The organism is Rhodoferax saidenbachensis, assembly GCF_001955715.1.
Lineage (GTDB): Bacteria > Pseudomonadota > Gammaproteobacteria > Burkholderiales > Burkholderiaceae_C > Allorhodoferax > Allorhodoferax saidenbachensis.
Window position 1 is genome coordinate 445,982 of record NZ_CP019239.1, and the last position, 16,187, is coordinate 462,168.

The 16,187-nt window shown below is 61.9% G+C and carries 16 protein-coding genes; 12 read left to right on the forward strand and 4 right to left on the reverse strand.

Annotated features, from left to right (window positions below; all coding sequences use genetic code 11):
- Positions 1–32: 32 nt before the first annotated feature.
- Genes RS694_RS02165 through RS694_RS02175 form a run of 3 tightly spaced genes read left to right on the forward strand, consistent with a single transcriptional unit; the run spans position 33 to position 1,599 of the window.
- The gene (locus RS694_RS02165; protein WP_029709288.1) at positions 33–422 is read left to right on the forward strand and encodes a VOC family protein; all 390 of its coding nucleotides are present in this window, start codon (positions 33–35) and stop codon (positions 420–422) included.
- A 4-nt stretch (positions 423–426) separates the two neighbouring features.
- Entirely contained in the window at positions 427–906 is a 480-nt protein-coding gene (locus RS694_RS02170) for an EVE domain-containing protein (protein ID WP_081708707.1), read from the forward strand.
- Between the two features lie 3 nt (positions 907–909).
- A complete protein-coding gene (locus RS694_RS02175) occupies positions 910–1,599 on the forward strand; it encodes a helix-turn-helix transcriptional regulator (RefSeq protein WP_029709286.1) in 690 nt (229 codons plus the stop codon).
- A gap of 122 nt (positions 1,600–1,721) precedes the next feature.
- Here the strand turns inward: RS694_RS02175 and RS694_RS02180 are convergent, their stop codons facing one another.
- On the reverse strand, positions 1,722–2,042 hold the full coding sequence (locus RS694_RS02180; RefSeq protein WP_029709285.1) for a PsiF family protein: 321 nt from the start codon (positions 2,040–2,042) through the stop codon (positions 1,722–1,724).
- A gap of 138 nt (positions 2,043–2,180) precedes the next feature.
- Between RS694_RS02180 and argS the strand changes: the two genes are divergently transcribed.
- The 9 genes from argS to RS694_RS02225 all read left to right on the forward strand — a co-directional run bounded on the left by argS (position 2,181) and on the right by RS694_RS02225 (position 11,170).
- Positions 2,181–3,866 carry an arginine--tRNA ligase gene (gene argS, locus RS694_RS02185; RefSeq protein WP_029709284.1) on the forward strand — a complete coding sequence of 562 codons (1,686 nt, stop codon included), beginning with the start codon at positions 2,181–2,183 and terminating at the stop codon, positions 3,864–3,866.
- A gap of 63 nt (positions 3,867–3,929) precedes the next feature.
- Positions 3,930–4,583, forward strand: coding sequence for an SPOR domain-containing protein (locus RS694_RS02190; protein WP_029709283.1), 654 nt, complete (start codon positions 3,930–3,932; stop codon positions 4,581–4,583).
- A gap of 75 nt (positions 4,584–4,658) precedes the next feature.
- The gene (locus RS694_RS02195) at positions 4,659–5,312 is read left to right on the forward strand and encodes a thiol:disulfide interchange protein DsbA/DsbL (RefSeq protein WP_029709282.1); all 654 of its coding nucleotides are present in this window, start codon (positions 4,659–4,661) and stop codon (positions 5,310–5,312) included.
- A 108-nt stretch (positions 5,313–5,420) separates the two neighbouring features.
- Positions 5,421–6,353 carry an exopolyphosphatase gene (locus tag RS694_RS02200; RefSeq protein ID WP_029709281.1) on the forward strand — a complete coding sequence of 311 codons (933 nt, stop codon included), beginning with the start codon at positions 5,421–5,423 and terminating at the stop codon, positions 6,351–6,353.
- 147 nt (positions 6,354–6,500) lie between these two features.
- Positions 6,501–7,124 carry a lipopolysaccharide transport periplasmic protein LptA gene (lptA, locus tag RS694_RS02205; protein ID WP_029709280.1) on the forward strand — a complete coding sequence of 208 codons (624 nt, stop codon included), beginning with the start codon at positions 6,501–6,503 and terminating at the stop codon, positions 7,122–7,124.
- On the forward strand, positions 7,121–7,915 hold the full coding sequence (gene lptB, locus RS694_RS02210) for an LPS export ABC transporter ATP-binding protein (protein ID WP_037248208.1): 795 nt from the start codon (positions 7,121–7,123) through the stop codon (positions 7,913–7,915). The genes lptA and lptB overlap by 4 nt, the downstream gene beginning before the upstream one ends.
- Positions 7,915–9,516 (forward strand): RNA polymerase factor sigma-54, encoded by a 1,602-nt coding sequence (rpoN, locus tag RS694_RS02215; RefSeq protein ID WP_029709278.1) that lies wholly within the window; start codon positions 7,915–7,917, stop codon positions 9,514–9,516. The genes lptB and rpoN overlap by 1 nt, the downstream gene beginning before the upstream one ends.
- The gene (locus RS694_RS02220) at positions 9,513–10,772 is read left to right on the forward strand and encodes a THUMP domain-containing class I SAM-dependent RNA methyltransferase (RefSeq protein WP_029709277.1); all 1,260 of its coding nucleotides are present in this window, start codon (positions 9,513–9,515) and stop codon (positions 10,770–10,772) included. Before rpoN ends, RS694_RS02220 begins: the two co-directional genes overlap by 4 nt.
- Complete coding sequence (locus tag RS694_RS02225) at positions 10,769–11,170, forward strand: putative toxin-antitoxin system toxin component, PIN family (protein WP_029709276.1); 402 nt, start codon at positions 10,769–10,771, stop codon at positions 11,168–11,170. Before RS694_RS02220 ends, RS694_RS02225 begins: the two co-directional genes overlap by 4 nt.
- Positions 11,171–11,320: 150 nt before the next feature.
- Here the strand turns inward: RS694_RS02225 and RS694_RS02230 are convergent, their stop codons facing one another.
- The 3 genes from RS694_RS02230 to RS694_RS02240 all read right to left on the reverse strand — a co-directional run bounded on the left by RS694_RS02230 (position 11,321) and on the right by RS694_RS02240 (position 16,145).
- A complete protein-coding gene (locus tag RS694_RS02230; RefSeq protein WP_051392078.1) occupies positions 11,321–12,904 on the reverse strand; it encodes a methyl-accepting chemotaxis protein in 1,584 nt (527 codons plus the stop codon).
- A 103-nt stretch (positions 12,905–13,007) separates the two neighbouring features.
- Entirely contained in the window at positions 13,008–14,495 is a 1,488-nt protein-coding gene (locus RS694_RS02235) for a class I adenylate-forming enzyme family protein (RefSeq protein ID WP_076069272.1), read from the reverse strand.
- Positions 14,496–16,145 (reverse strand): FMN-binding glutamate synthase family protein, encoded by a 1,650-nt coding sequence (locus RS694_RS02240; protein ID WP_037248201.1) that lies wholly within the window; start codon positions 16,143–16,145, stop codon positions 14,496–14,498.
- Positions 16,146–16,187 lie beyond the last annotated feature (42 nt).

Below are 16,187 nucleotides of genomic sequence, written 5' to 3' on the forward strand. Positions count from 1 at the left end.
AGCATCAGGGCTTCATTCACATGGAGTCTTTGATGACCAATACCACCGCCCCCAGCAATGCCATCACCTGGTTCGAAATCGGCTGTCGCAATCTGGCGCAGTCCCAGGCTTTTTTTGAGGCCGTCACCGCCCGTCCCATGCGCCGCGAAGCCATGGGCCCCAGTGAGGGTGCCGTATTCACCTATGCCGGTGAAGGTGTGGGCGGCGCCCTCATGTGTGGCCCCACGGCACCTGCACCGGGCGCCAGCGGCACGCTGGTTTACCTGGACTGCAGCCCTTCGCTGGACGCAGCGCTGGCGCGCGCTGTGGCCGCAGGTGGCAAGGTGGCTGTGCCACGTCAGGCCTTGCCACCGGGTATGGGCTTCTTTGCCCATGTGCAGGACATCGATGGCAACCGCATTGGCCTGCATGCCATGGACTAAAGTCATGACCGTGACCCAAGCCCTGTTCCCCACCGATCCCAGCAACTGGATTGCCGTGGCCTGTGCCGAGCACGCCTGCCGAGGCCGCGACGAACTGAAGCCCGGCTTCATGCAGGTCTGCCACGGCAAGCGCGGCCCACTGGCGCGTGTGCACCCGGGCGACCGCGTGGCCTATTACGCGCCCACCGTCACGATGGGCGGCAAGGATCCGTACCAACACTTTGTCTGCATCGGCCTGGTGGAAGACGGGGAGCCCTATGCGTTTGACATGGGTGGTTTTGTGCCCTTTCGCCGCGACGTGCGTTATGTGGCGGCGAAAGAGGCGCCCATTCGCCCATTGCTTGATGCGTTGGAGTTTGTCGAAGACCGCACGCGCTGGGGCTACAAGTTCCGCTTCGGCCTGTTTGCGGTCTCGGACCACGACATGGGCCTGATTGCCCACGCCATGGCGGCCGATGTGGCGGCCCTGGGTTTGCCCGCCTGAACCATGCGCCGCGCCGATCGCCTGTTTCAGATCGTGCAGATGATCCGCGGGCGCCGCCTCACGACTGCGGCGTTTCTGGCCGAGCGGCTGCAGGTCTCCCAGCGCACGCTGTACCGCGACATTGCCGACTTGCAGCACCAGGGCGTGCCGATTGAAGGCGAGGCGGGCGTCGGCTACCGGCTGGGCGCAGGCTTTGACTTGCCGCCGCTGATGTTTACGCAGGACGAAGCCAAGTCGCTGGTCGCCGCACTGCGTCTGGCGCAGGCCTGGCTCGACCCCGGGCTGGCGCTGGAGGCCGAGTCGGCGCTGGGCAAGGTCTTGTCGGTGTTGCCCACCAGCGTGCGCGTAGCGGCGCAAAGTCTGGCGGTGTATGCGCCCAGCTTCGAGATCGACGCGCAGGTGCAACACAAGCTGCAGGCGCTGCGCGAAGCTGTGCAGTTGCGCCAGAAGGTGGCACTGGCGTACCGCGATGCCGATGGCGCCACCTCGCAGCGCGTGGTGCACCCGCTGGGCTGCTTTTACTGGGGCAAGGTCTGGACGCTGGGGGCCTGGTGCGAATCGCGCAAGGACTTTCGCAGCTTCCGCGTGGACCGCATTGCAGAACTGCAACGCCTGGATGCCCATTTCCCGCACGCAGCCGGACGCACGCTGGCAGATTTTTTGCGCAAGGCCGGGGCCCGGCTTCAAGACTGACAGCGCACCAATGGCTGCGGGCCCCGGTGTGCGGGCCTATGCGGGCACAAAAAAGCCCGCGCAGCAGGACTGGCGGGCTTGGCGGGAGACGCACAGAGCGCTCCCAGTGGTCAATGCAGGGTTTAGCCCTTGAGGCACTCGCTCATGAACTTCTTGCGCTCGTCGCCTTTGAGGGTTTTGGCCTTGGGGTCGGCGTTGCAGGTCTTCATCTTGCTTTGCTGGGCGGTTGCACCATCGGCCGCAGGCGCGGCTTCTTTCTTGGCGCTCAGGCATTCCTTCATGAACGCCTTGCGTTCGTCGCCCTTGAGGTCTTTGGTCTTGGCGTCTGCATTACAGGTCTTCATCTTGTTTTGTTGCGCGGTGGGGGCTTTTTCGTCGGCAGCGTGGGCGCCACCTACTGCCAATGCCAGGCCCAGAGCCATGAGGGAGATCAGTTGTTTCATCAGTCGTCCAATCAAAAAGAGGCAGCGAAGCCGCCGTTACAGAAAAACCCCAGCGGTTGAAAGCTTATAACGAAAAGATGACAGCGCGGTTGACGGTCTGTCCCCCGGGCTTTCCCGAGGGGCCCGTAAAATCGGCCCATGCTCACCGTTAAACACGAACTCCTGCAGGCGCTGGCCGCTTGCCTGGACACCCTCTCCCCCGGCGCGGGTGCCAAAGCCGCCTTTGAATCCCCCAAGGTCGCCGCCCATGGCGACCTGGCCACCACGGCCGCCATGCAACTGGCCAAGCCCCTCAAGCTCAACCCCCGCCAATTGGCCGAGCAACTGCGCGATGCCCTGTTGGCCCACCCCGCCTATGCCACCTGGGTCGACGCGGTGGAAATCGCCGGCCCTGGCTTTATCAACATCCGTCTGAAGCCCGCTGCCAAGCAGGAGATCGTGCGCGAGGTATTGGGGCAGGCCGCAGAGTTTGGCCATCAACCGTCCAACGGCCAGCGCGTGCTGGTCGAGTTTGTCTCGGCCAACCCCACCGGCCCGCTGCACGTGGGCCACGGCCGCCAGGCCGCGCTGGGCGATGCGATCTGTAATCTGCTGGAAACCCAGGGCTGGGATGTGTACCGCGAGTTCTATTACAACGACGCGGGTGTGCAGATCAACACCCTGGCCAGCAGCACCCACCTGCGCGCCCAAGGCTTCAAGCCCGGCGACGCGCAGTGGCCCAGCGGTGAGAAGGCTGCGGCCTACAACGGCGACTACATCGCCGACATTGCTGCTGACTTCCTGGCCGGCAAGACCGTCAAGTCCGACGACCGTGAGTTCACCGCCAGCGGCGACATCAACGACCTGGACGGCATGCGCCAGTTCGCCGTGGCCTACCTGCGCCACGAGCAGGATCTGGATTTGAAGGCGTTCTCGGTCCAGTTTGACAACTACTACCTGGAAAGCAGCCTCTACACCAGCGGCCGTGTGGACGACGCCGTGAAGCGCCTGCAAGCTGCTGGCAAGACCTATGAACTCGACGGCGCGCTGTGGCTCAAGTCCACCGATTACGGTGACGACAAAGACCGCGTGATGCGCAAGCAGGACGGCAGCTACACCTACTTTGTGCCCGATGTGGCGTACCACATCGCCAAATGGGAACGCGGCTTCACCAAGGTGGTGAACATCCAGGGCACCGACCACCACGGCACCATTGCGCGCGTGCGCGCCGGCCTGCAGGCGGCGGGCGTGGGCATTCCCCAGGGCTACCCCGACTATGTGCTGCACACCATGGTGCGGGTGGTCAAGGGTGGTGAAGAGGTCAAGATCAGCAAGCGCGCGGGTAGCTATGTGACGCTGCGTGATTTGATCGAGTGGACCAGCAAGGATGCGGTGCGCTTCTTCCTGCTGTCCCGCAAGCCCGACACCGAGTACACCTTTGACGTCGACCTGGCCGTGGCCAAGAACAACGACAACCCGGTCTACTACGTGCAGTACGCGCACGCACGCATCTGCTCCGTGCTGGCCACCTGGGGTGGCGATGTGGCCAGCCTCAAGGCGGTGGACCTTTCGGCTCTGCAAAGCCCGCAAGCCCAGGCCCTGATGCTGCTGCTGGCCAAGTACCCCGAGATGCTGATCGCCGCGGCGGCCGACAATGCGCCGCACGATGTGACCTTCTACCTGCGTGAACTGGCCGCCAGTTACCACAGCTACTACGACGCCGAACGCATCCTAGTGGATGACGAAGCCGTGAAGTTGGCGCGCCTGGCCCTGGTGGCCGCGACGGCGCAGGTATTGCACAATGGCTTGGCGGTGCTGGGTGTGAGTGCCCCGCAAAAGATGTGAGACCTTGGGGCTAGGCTAATTGCGCAGCAATAGCGCTGGCCCCAACCGGTGAAAAGGAAACATATGAAGTTTGAACGTGGCGGAACCATTCTGGGTTTCATTATTGGTGTGGTGGTGGGGCTGGCCGGTGCGTTGGCCGTGGCGGTTTACGTCACCAAGGTCCCTGTGCCTTTCATGAACAAGAGCCAGAGCCGGTCCAGTGACCAGGACGAGGCCGAAGCCAAGAAAAACAAGGACTGGGATCCCAACGCACCGCTGTACGGCAAGAACCCGGCCAAGACCTCTCCTGCGGTGGTGCCGACCACTCCTGCGACCGCTGCGTCTGCAGCCAAACCGGCCAAACCCGAAGCCAAGGCAGAGCCCAAAGCCGATGCCAAGCCGGACAACAAAGCAGATAGCAAGGGCGAAGTGAAGCCTGCCGTATCGGCAGACCCGCTGGGAGACCTAGCCAAATCCAAGATGGCTGCCGGCGGTGCCGAGCCGTTTGTTTATTTTGTGCAGGTCGGTGCCTTCCGTACGGCAGAAGATGCCGAGGCGCACCGGGCCAAGCTGTCGCTCAGCGGCATTGAGACCAAGATTTCCGAGCGCGAGCAATCGGGACGCATCGTGTTCCGTGTGCGCTCCGGGCCTTTCGACAAGAAGGAAGACGCGGACCGTTCCAAGGAAAAGCTGGACAAGGCCGGGCTGGAGACGGCCCTGGTCCGCGTACCCAAATAGGAAATGAACAGGCGCTAAGCCCCGGAACTTTTGCCCGGCTTGTTTGTCACACGGGCCTTATTGGAGTTGTTGCATATGAAACGTCGTGAATTTTCCCAGGCCGCCGCAGGTGCTGCCATGACCGCATCGGCCCTGTTGCCTTCTCTGGCACAGGCACAGGCCGCCAAACCCCAGCCGGGCACCGACTACATGGTGCTGGACCCACGCGCTGCGGTGGAAGCCCCGGCCGGCAAGGTCGAAGTGGTGGAGTTCTTCTGGTACAGCTGCCCGCATTGCAATGCGTTTGAGCCCACGCTAGCGGCATGGATCAAGAAGCTGCCCAAGGACGTGGCGTTCCGCCGCGTACCCGTGGCCTTCAATGACAGCTTTGCCCCGCAACAACGGCTGTACTACACGCTCGAAGCCATGGGGCTGGTCGACACGCTGCATGCCAAGGTGTTTGCTGCCATCCATGCAGAAAAAATCAACCTGACGCGCGGCGAACAGATCGCTGAATGGATTGCCAAACAAGGCGTGGACAAAGCCAAGTTCATGGAGCAGTTCAACTCGTTCACCGTGGTCAGCAAGGTCAGCCGCGCCACCCAGTTGCAAAACGCCTACAAGGTCGAGGGCGTTCCCGCCCTGGGCGTGGCGGGGCGCTTCTACACCGATGGCTCGATTGCCCGCAGCATGGAGCGTGCGCTGCTGGTCGTGGAGTCGCTGGTGGCGGATGTGCGTGCAGGGCGCTGAGAAGAATTCACAACGACTTCCGCCCATCTCGCGCGGGAAATGTAACGAAGTGTCTCGGGGCGGGGCTAGAATGGTTTTACCAGCAACCCCGGCCCAGGAGACCGCCCCATGCCACACCAGAAATTCAGGCTCGTTACCCGCAGTGATTTTGACGGTCTGGTGTGCGCCGTGCTGCTCAATGAGCTGGAACTGATCGACGACATCAAGTTCGTCCACCCCAAGGACATGCAGGATGGCAAGGTGGAGGTGTCCGACCGCGACATCACCACCAACCTGCCGTATGTGCCCGGCGTGCATCTGGCGTTTGACCACCACGCGTCCGAAGCGGTGCGCAATACCGGCGAGCGCCCCAACCACATCATCCACCCCGACGTAGCGTCTGCTGCACGCGTGGTGTTTGACCACTACGGCGGTGCTGCGGCTTTCCCTGCGTCTTTCCACGACATGATGGATGCTGTGGATAAGGGTGATTCGGCCCAGTTCAGCCGTGAAGAAATCCTGGAGCCCACCGACTGGGTGCTGCTCAATTTCCTGATGGATTCACGCACCGGTTTGGGCCGCTTCCGCGAGTTCCGCGTCAGCAACTACCAGTTGATGATGGACCTCATCCAATACTGCCACGACCACACCATTGACGAGATCCTGCAGCTGCCCGATGTGATCGAGCGGGTTGACCTGTATTTCGACCACACTGCGCGGGCGCGGGACCAGATTGAACGCTGTTCCACCGTACACGGCAATCTGCTGGTGCTGGACCTGCGTAACGAGGAAACCATTTTTGCGGTGAACCGTTTCATGGTTTACGCGATGTTTCCCGAGACCAATATCTCCATCCACGTGTTGTGGGGCGTGCAGAAACAGAACACCGTGTTTGCGACCGGCAAGTCCATCACCAACCGCAGCTCCAAGACCCGCATTGGTGACCTGATGCTGACCTACGGCGGCGGTGGCCACGACAACGCGGGCACCTGCCAGGTGGACAACGACCGCGCGGCCGGCGTGTTGCAAGAGCTAATCACCAAAATCAACGCCGACGGCTGATCGAGGCTCGCGCCACCTCTCTGGCGGAGCGCCACCTCCCAAATGGGCGGCCCAACGCGGCCGTGCCTTATTTCACTGCTGGGGCTGGAACCTGCGATGCGCTCGGTACAATGGCCGAAGCGTTTTTCGAGCAAGTTTCGTGCCTTTATGAAAATCCCCTATTTTTCCCTGTTGATGGTGGCTGCCTTTGCGGGCTCTGCCGGCCCGGCGCTGGCCGAAAAAGCCGACCGTGATAAACCCATGAACATCGAGGCCGATGCGCTGCGTTACGACGATGTGAAGCAGGTCAGCGTCTTTACCGGTCGCGTGGTTCTGACCAAAGGCACCATCGTGATCCGCGGGGCCCAGGTCGAGGTGCGCCAAGACCCGGATGGTTACCAGTTTGGCCTGGTCACCGGTTCCACGGCCACGCCCGCCTTTTTTAGGCAAAAACGCGAAGCACTGGACGAATTCATTGAAGGCGAAGGCGAAACCATCGAATACGACGGTAAGGCGGACACCGTCAAGTTCGCCAAAAAAGCCCAACTGCGGCGTTTTCGCGGCAGCGCGCTGGGAGATGAAATTACGGGCGGCGTCATCGTCTACAACAACCTGACCGACATGTTTACCGTGGATGGCAACGCCAACAAAGGCGTGGCAGGTGCACCCGGCGGCCGTGTGCGCGCCATGCTGACCCCCAAGCCCGAGAGTGGCGCTGCGGCATCACCTGCGCCTGCCGGGCCGGCGCCTGTATTGCGCTCCACCACCACGCTGGGCGGAGCGACCCAGTGAGCGCCCCACCCGATGCAGATGCGGCGATAGATACAGCCGCCGATACCGGCACGGGTCGGCTGGAGGCGCGCCACCTGCAAAAGTCATATGGCAAGCGCCAGGTCGTCAAGGACGTGTCGCTGGCGGTGCGTACCGGTGAGGTCGTGGGCCTGCTGGGCCCGAATGGTGCGGGCAAGACCACTTCGTTTTACATGATCGTGGGCCTGCTGCGGGCCAGCGCCGGTGACATCACCATCGATGGCCATTCCATCGAACACATGCCCATCCACCGCCGTGCGCGCCTGGGGCTGGGTTACCTGCCGCAAGAGGCTTCGATATTCCGCAAGCTCAATGTCGAAGACAACGTGCGTGCCGTGCTGGAACTGCAGCGTGACGATGCGGGCGAGCCGCTGAAAAGCGCAGAGATCGAATCGCGACTGACGTCATTGCTGCAGGAGCTGCGTGTGGAGCATCTGCGCGAGTCGCCTGCGCTGGCCCTGTCCGGCGGCGAGCGCCGCCGTGTGGAAATTGCCCGCGCGCTGGCCACGCGGCCGCGCTTTATCCTGCTGGACGAACCGTTTGCCGGTATCGACCCGATTGCGGTGATCGAGATCCAGCGCATCATCAACTTCCTCAAGGCCCGCGGCATTGGTGTGTTGATCACCGACCACAACGTGCGCGAAACCCTGGGTATCTGCGACCACGCCTACATCATCAGCGATGGCCACGTGCTGGCGCAGGGCACGCCTTCCGAGATCGTGAACAACGCCGATGTGCGTCGCGTGTATCTGGGCGAACACTTCAAAATGTGATGAAACAGGGGCTGTCCCTACGCGTCTCGCAACACCTGGCGCTCACTCCTCAACTCCAGCAATCCATCCGGTTGCTGCAGTTGTCCACGCTCGAATTGAGCCAGGAAGTGGAGCAGATGCTCGACGAAAACCCGTTTCTCGAACTTTCGGAAGAGCGCGCGGAACGTGAGGAGTTTGGCCTCGGTCAGGCCGACACGCCGGTCAGTGAAGGCGATCGGGAGATGGAATTTGCTCCTAATTCAATAGCTGATTACGCAACATCCACCGGGTCTGAGACCAAAAACGACGATGAAGCCACGCCCCTGTCGGCTGACGACGGGCCGAACTGGGAAGGCGATGGTACGACCGAAACGGCGCACGACGATGGTGAATGGGGCGTGGACGCCAAGGCCCGTACCAACAACCTGGGCGATGGTGAAGACAAGGACGCCACCGAGCTGGCACGTACGCAGGAAAGCCTGCAGGCCCATCTGCACCGCCAGGCGCTGGCGCTGCGCCTAGGTACGGCCGATAGTGCGGCTCTGCGTTTCCTGATCGAGTCGCTCAACGACGACGGTTATCTGGAAGACCCGCTGGAAGATCTGGCGCGCGGGCTGGCCGGCACGGAGGACGAAGAACAGGTCGAAGACCTGGTGCACCACTTCACCGTGGCCCTGGGCCTGCTGCACAGCCTGGAGCCCGTGGGCGTGGGCGCACGCAACCTTGGCGAATGCCTGCGCTTGCAACTCCAGGCCCTGCTGACGAACGCGTCTCTGGACGCTCCACGCCGCGAGCTGCTGCAGGTGAGTTTGCGCATCTGTGGTCAACCCATGGACCTGCTGGCGCGGCGCGACATCAAGCGGCTGGTGCAGCTGTGCGGCAGCAGCGATGCGCTGACACGTGAAGCGATTGCGCTGATCGCGCGGCTGGAGCCCAAGCCCGGGCGCCGTTTTGTGGATGTGGAGCGCAACATCGTGGTGCCCGACGTGCTGGTCATGCAGGTCGGCAAAACCAACGGCGGCATGACACCCAAGTTCCGCGTGCAGCTGAACCCCGACGTGATGCCGCGCCTCAAGGTGCATGACATTTACGCCAATGTGCTGCGCAACCACCGCGGCGGCAAGGACAGCGCCAGCCACGCCGCCTTGCAGCAACGCTTGCAGGAGGCGCGTTGGTTTATCAAGAACATCCAGCAGCGTTTTGACACCATCCTGCGCGTCAGCACCGCCATTGTGGAGCGGCAAAAAAGCTTTTTCACCCACGGCGAACTCGCCATGCGCCCGCTGGTGCTGCGCGAGATCGCGGATGAGCTGGGCCTGCACGAGTCCACCATCAGCCGCGTGACCACGGCCAAATACATGGCCACACCGTTTGGCACGTTTGAACTCAAGTATTTCTTTGGTTCCGGCCTGGGTACCGAATCCGGTGGCAATGCGTCCAGCACCGCAGTGCGTGCGCTGATCAAGCAGTTCATCGCGTCCGAGAGCACCAAGAAGCCCTTGAGTGACAACCAGATTTCCGAGATGCTCAAGGAGCAGGGCATTGAATGTGCCCGCCGCACCGTGGCCAAATACCGCGAGGGGCTGAAGATCGCCCCCGCCTCTTTACGTAAGGCACTCTGATGCAACTCCAACTCTTTTTACCTTGCGCCGCTGGTGTCGAGGAGCTGTTGGCCGCCGAGGTGCACGCCGCCACCGGCCTGATGGGCGAAGACCTGCTGACACGCCGTGGTGGTGTGCTGGCGCGCGGCTCCTGGCGCGACGCGATGCTGCTCAATCTGCACAGCCGCCTGGCGCAGCGTGTGCTGGTGCAGCTCTCCTATACCGAGTACCGCAACGAACAAGACCTGTACCGCGCTGCCAGTGAGGTGGCGTGGGAAATCTGGTTCACACCCAAGCAAAGTATCAAGGTCGAAGTCACGTCGCAGCACAGCCCGCTGACCAGCCTGAACTTCGCCGCGCTCAAGATCAAGGACGCCGTGTGCGACCGCTTCCGTGACAAGGCCAACGGCGTGCGTCCGGATGTGAACACCCAATGGCCCGATGTGCGCATCTACGCCCACCTGACCACGGACAGTTGTTCGCTGTACATCGACACCTCGGGCGAACCGTTGTTCAAGCGCGGCTGGCGCGAGGACAAGGGCGATGCGCCGCTGAAGGAAACCCTGGCTGCCGCGATGATTGCCGCAAGCGGTTGGGCCGATGGCGACGACGATCTGCTGCCGCTGTACGACCCTTGCTGCGGCAGCGGCACGATTGCGATTGAAGCGGCGCAGATCGCCTGCAACATCGCGCCCGGATCGCTGCGCCGGTTTGCCTTCGAGAAGTTTGTGCCGTTTCAGCCGCATGTCTGGGCTGCTATCAAAGCCGAAGCTGCCGCCGCCGTGGTGAAACCGGAGCCGGGTCAGAAACCTTTGATTTACGGTAGCGATGTATCGCACCGGATGGTGGACTTTGCGCAGCGCAACGCCGAGCGCGCGGGCGTGGCGGATGTTGTCGAGTTCCGTGGTGGCGACGCACTGCAGCGTATGCCCCCCATTGAAGGTGGCGGCGTGATGGTATTGAACCCACCGTACGGCGAGCGTATTGACGTCGGTGGCGTGGCAGGCGTTGCACACGAGGCTCGTTTTGGCGCGCGCGAAGCAGCAGTCACGGAGGACGGTGGCGAGTTCTTCAGCCAGTTGGCCAGCCACTGGAAGAAGAACTACGCCGGTTGGACCGCCTGGATGCTCACGCCCGACCTGAAACTGCCTGGCAAGATGCGTCTCAAGGAGTCGCGCCGCGTGCCGATGTGGAACGGCCCGATTGAGTGCCGCCTGTTCAAGTTCAGCATGGTGGCGGGCAAGATGGCTCCCAAGGGCGACGTAGCCAAGTCGTGATCGTCCTCGATACCAATATCGTCCTGGACCTGTTTGTCTTTGAAGACCCGGCGACGAAGTCGCTGCTGACCGCTTTGCAGCAGGGCACGCTGCGCTGGATCGCGACACCGCCGATGCGTGTGGAGCTGGAGCGGGTATTGGCTTATCCGCAGATTGTCAAAAGCCTGGCGCACCACCAACGGACTGCCGCCCAGGTGCTGGCGCATTTCGACAGCATGGCCGTGTTGCAAGACATCGCGCCCAAAGCCAGCGTGACCTGCAAAGACGCGGATGACCAGAAATTCATTGACCTAGCGGTCACTCACCACGCCATGCTGCTGAGCAAGGACAATGCCGTTCTTTGTATGCAAAAAAGGCTTGTGGCCCTTGGTGTGTGTGCGCAAGCAGCTATTAATTAGATAGCAAATTCAGCGTCAGTCGGCTTGTATCCGGTTGCGCCCCACGGCCTTGGCGTGGCAAAGCGCAGCGTCATTGCTCGCGAGCATGGCATCCAACGGAAATCCAATTCCGGTGACGCTATAGCCCCAAATCGAAGTTGGTCGTCAGGCTCAGGCCGGCAGCATGGACGGCTTCATGCCGTCACCATCTGAACCTGGTGCGAGACGGAATACCGCCATGACTTCCACCAGCGAATGCGCCTGCGAGCGCAGGCTGCTGGCGGCAGCGGCCATTTGTTCGACCAATGCGGCGTTTTGTTGGGTCGCCTGGTCCATCTGGGTGACGGCATGGCCCACTTGTGTCACGCCAGAGGCCTGCTCTCCACTGGCCGCGCTGATCTCGCCCACGATGTCGGTCACGCGGCGTATGGCGCCCACGATGTCCGTCATGGTGGTGCCCGCCTTGTCCACCAGCGCGGAGCCCTGGGATACGCGGGTCACACTGGTGTCGATCAAGGTTTTGATTTCCTTGGCCGCCGCTGCACTGCGGCCAGCCAGCGCACGCACCTCTGATGCGACCACCGCAAAACCGCGTCCCTGCTCACCGGCGCGGGCGGCCTCCACGGCGGCATTCAGCGCCAGGATGTTGGTCTGGAACGCGATGCCGTCAATGACGCTGATGATGTCTGCAATTTTTCGGGACGCGTCATTGATGCCCTTCATGGTCTCCACCACCTGGCTGACCACCTCGCCGCCCATCACGGCCACGCTGGACGCTGTCATTGCCAACTGGTTCGCCTGGGCCGCGTTGTCGGCGTTGTGGCGCACGGTGCCACTGAGCTCATCCATGGACGCAGCGGTTTCCTGCAGCGCACTGGCCTGTTGTTCGGTGCGGGATGAGAGGTCGTGGTTGCCCTGGGCAATCTCGGCGCTGGCGGTGGACACGCCCTGTGCACTGGTGCGCACCCCACCCACCATGCGGGCCAGGTTGTTGCGCATCTCCAGCAGGGCACGCATCATGTCGGCGGCTTCGTCCTTGCCTTGGGCCTGGATGTGAATGGACAAATCGCCCTGACTAATGGCCTGTGCAGACAACACGGCTTGCTGAATCGGCTGCGTGATGGAGCGGGTGGACAACACGGCAAGTACCAGGCCAATGGCGGCAGACAAGCCTGCACCTACGCCCAGAATCCACTGCCCGCTGTCAGCCACGGCTTCGGTCTGCTCCACACTGGCCTCGAGCTGGGCCTGCATGTGTTCTATCAGACGGTCCAGTGACTTGAGGTAGTTGTCCGCCAGCGGCAGCATGGTGGTATTGAGCGCTGCCGTCACATCTTCCCCCGCGAGCTTCTTTTTCATCAGATCGCCACGGGGTACCCGGTATAACTCCCGCTGTTTGCCAATGTCTGCAAACAGGGCTTGCCCTGCGCTGTCGGTAATCAGGGGTTCCAGTTCTTTCTGGGATTCACTGATGAGCTTGGAGGTGTTATCCATGTCTTTTTGCAAGGCACCGATATAGGCCGGGTCCACCGCCTGCAGGGCTGCGGAAGTACGCACCCAATTCAGCTTGATATTGCTCACCCAAGTCTGTGTGAGTTGGGCCCGCTGCACTTCGGTAAAAGCCAGGTGGTTGGCTGCGGTTTTGAGTGAACCCAAACGCCATATGCCCGTGACCGCCATCAGCGCGGTGATCAGCAGCACCAGACCGAACGCAAGACCCAAACGCGCACCAATACGCAAGTTGCTACCTGTCATGAAGTTGCTCCTCTTATGGCTGTGTACCAGTAGGTCACTGTACTCTGCGTCCGTATCGGCGCAAGTAGCGGGAAACACCTATAAAGCGGCCCGCAATCCCCCCTCAAGAGGGTGGAGGCGTCTGCGCCACCATGGCTGCATAAGTACTGCGCAAATGGTTGCGCAAAATCTTGCCCTCGGGGTTGCGCGGAATGTCCTCCAGTCCCGCGAAGGCCGCGGGGATCTGCTGGAGCTCCAGGCGCGCAGCCAGAAAAGCCTGCATGCCATCCAGCGCAATCGGACGCCTGAGTACCAGAAAAGCCACCGCAATCTCTCCCGCCATCGCGTCGGGCACACCGATCACAGCGGCGTCCGCCACATCAGGGTGCGCGGCCAGCGCCTGCTCCACTTCCTGGGGCTGGATCTTGATGCCACCGAAGTTGATGGCGTCGTCGGCACGCCCTTGCAGCGAGATGCGACCCTGTGCGTCTAGCGATCCCCTATCGCTGCTGACAAACCAGCCATCATGAAAACCCTCCACCGAATCGGGATTCCCCGTCGCGTAGCGCGTGGGGATCCACGCTGCCCGAAATCGGAGCCGGCCTGTCTCGCCGATGGGCAGCGGCTCGCCAGCGCTGTCTATCGCCTGGCACTCCATGCCTGGCACCGAGCGCAACGAAGACTCCGGAGTGTCTTCAGGTCCCAAGTACCCCATGGTGCCAAGTTCTGTGGTGCCATAGCTCATATGGAAGTTTTTGGTCAACGTATCGCGCACGGCACGGATTTCATGGGGCCCAATAAAGGCGCCGGCCGTTCCGACCTTGAAGGGGGGCAGTTGCTCCCAGTTCAGCGGCATAGGACTGTTCAGTAGTCTGCGCAATTGCCACGGCGATGAGCCTACGTAGGTGACCCCAAGGTGCGTAACCAAACCAGCCAGATCATGCCGAGTTTCCGGAAAGGGCGCATTGACATAGGTCGCACCGAAAATCAGCGCACGTACCAGCCCCCTCACGCCTACCTTGAAGGGCCAGCACAGTGCAGAAACCATCACGTCATCGGCATTCCACTGGAATTGCTGCGCTGTAACCAGCCACCGGGCTGTGTACTCCTCCCCGGTAAAACAGATTGTCTTGGGATTGCCGGTTGTGCCCGAAGTGAATTCGTAAAGGAAAGGCAGCGAAGGTATTTCGCCACAAGGCGAAATACTGTTGGCCCATTGATCCCGCTGTTCTTCGCACTCTGCCGGATTCAGCAGCCGTGCACGGCTGGTCTCAGGCAGGGGTTCCGATACGAGCCATTGCGCATTGAACTGATCGGCCAGTTGCCCTCGGCGAAGCAGCGTGACTTCCGGATACAGGGGGAGAACTGTCGCTCCCAGGTAGGCGATGGCGTAAAACAGTTCCACTTGGCGTGGGTAATCAGCCCCTGTCTTTGCCAACCCTAAAGCGACGGTGTCACCTTGGCGCACACCCATGTGGTGCAACCAGGATGCGCGGGCACGCACACCGCGCAATAATTCGGCGTAGCTTACACGCACTGTTTCGCCCAGAAGCGCCGGGACATCCGGCTTGATATGCGCCCAATGGACAAGCCGTGTAATCGGGCTCCGCATTCAGGCCACCAGCGCCAGTGGCATATTGGACTGGAGCAAAAAGCTCTCCGCTGCGGCCAGTGGCCAGGTTTGCCGGTAGATGATGGGTAGGGCCTGCAAATCACTTTCCAGCAGCGCGCGGTCGGGCAGCTGCGTCAGGATCAGTTGCGCCAGCGACTGCACCTTATGGTCCCCCGAACGCCGCACGATGTGGTGGGCCGTGATTTCGCTGGGGTGCTCCACACCCGCCGCTTGCACGAGTTCTTGCAGGGCATGCAGTGTTTGTTTGTGGAAGTTGTAGACGCGTTCGGCCTTGTCCGGCACCACCAGCGACTGTTGACGCAGCGGGTCTTGTGTGGTCACCCCCGTGGGGCAGTTACCAGTGTGGCAGGTCTGGGCCTGCAGGCAGCCCAGGGCGAACATGAAGCCGCGCGCGCTATTGCACCAGTCAGCACCCAGCGCCATCATGCGGGCAATGTCAAATGCGCTGACCACCTTGCCAGCACAGCCCACCATGACCTTGTCACGCAGCCCCACGCCGCGCAGCGTGTTATGCACCAGCAGCAGCCCCTCTTGCAGGGGTGAACCCACATGGTCGGTAAATTCCACCGGTGCGGCGCCCGTGCCGCCCTCGGCCCCGTCCACCACAATAAAGTCGGGCGTGATGCCGGTAGCCAGCATGGCCTTGACCATCGCAAACCACTCCCACGGGTGGCCTATGCACAGCTTGAAACCGGTGGGTTTGCCGCCCGAGAGGGTGCGCAGCCGGTCGATGAACTGCATCATCTCCACCGGCGTAGAAAACGCACTGTGGGATGCGGGTGAAATGCAGTCCACCCCCACCGGGATGCCACGCGCCGCTGCGATTTCCTCTGTCACCTTGGGGCCCGGCAACATGCCGCCATGGCCCGGTTTGGCCCCTTGGCTGAGCTTGAGCTCGATCATCTTGACCTGTGGGTCCCGCGCATTGGCGGCAAACTTGTCGGCATTGAAGCTGCCGTCGTCATTGCGGCAACCGAAGTAGCCCGAAGCCACCTCCCATATCAGGTCGCCGCCATGTTTGCGGTGGTGGACGGAGATGGAGCCTTCACCCGTGTCGTGCGCGAAGCCACCGCGTTTGGCGCCGGCGTTCAGGGCCTGGATGGCGTTGGCGCTCAGGGCGCCAAAACTCATGGCTGAAATATTGAACACGCTGCAGCTGTAAGGCTGAGGCCGGCCCGCGCCGATGGTGATGCGAAAGTCGTGTGAGTTCAGGTGGGTTGGCGCGACCGAATGGTTGATCCACTCGTAACCCTCGGCGTGCACATCCAACTGGGTGCCGAAAGGGCGTTTGTCAGGGTCACCCTTGGCACGCTGGTACACCAGCGAGCGCTGCGCACGGGAGAACGGGTTGGCCTCGTTGTCGCTCTCAATGAAGTACTGGCGGATCTCGGGGCGTATGAACTCCATTGCAAAACGCAGATGGCCAATGATGGGGTAGTTGCGCAGGATGGAGCGCCGGGTCTGCCGCAGGTCATACACACCGGTCGCCACCAGTGCGCCAAATAGCAGAAAGCTTGGGGCGCCTACGCCAAAGGCGATCAGGCTAAACAGGCTCAACAAAAGGCCAAAGCAGCTCAGCCCGAAGGCGGTGTAGCGAATGGGAAAGATCGTATTCAGGGTGTCGAACATGGCGGGATTCCTTCGGAGAGACAATACCAGCCACCAACCCAT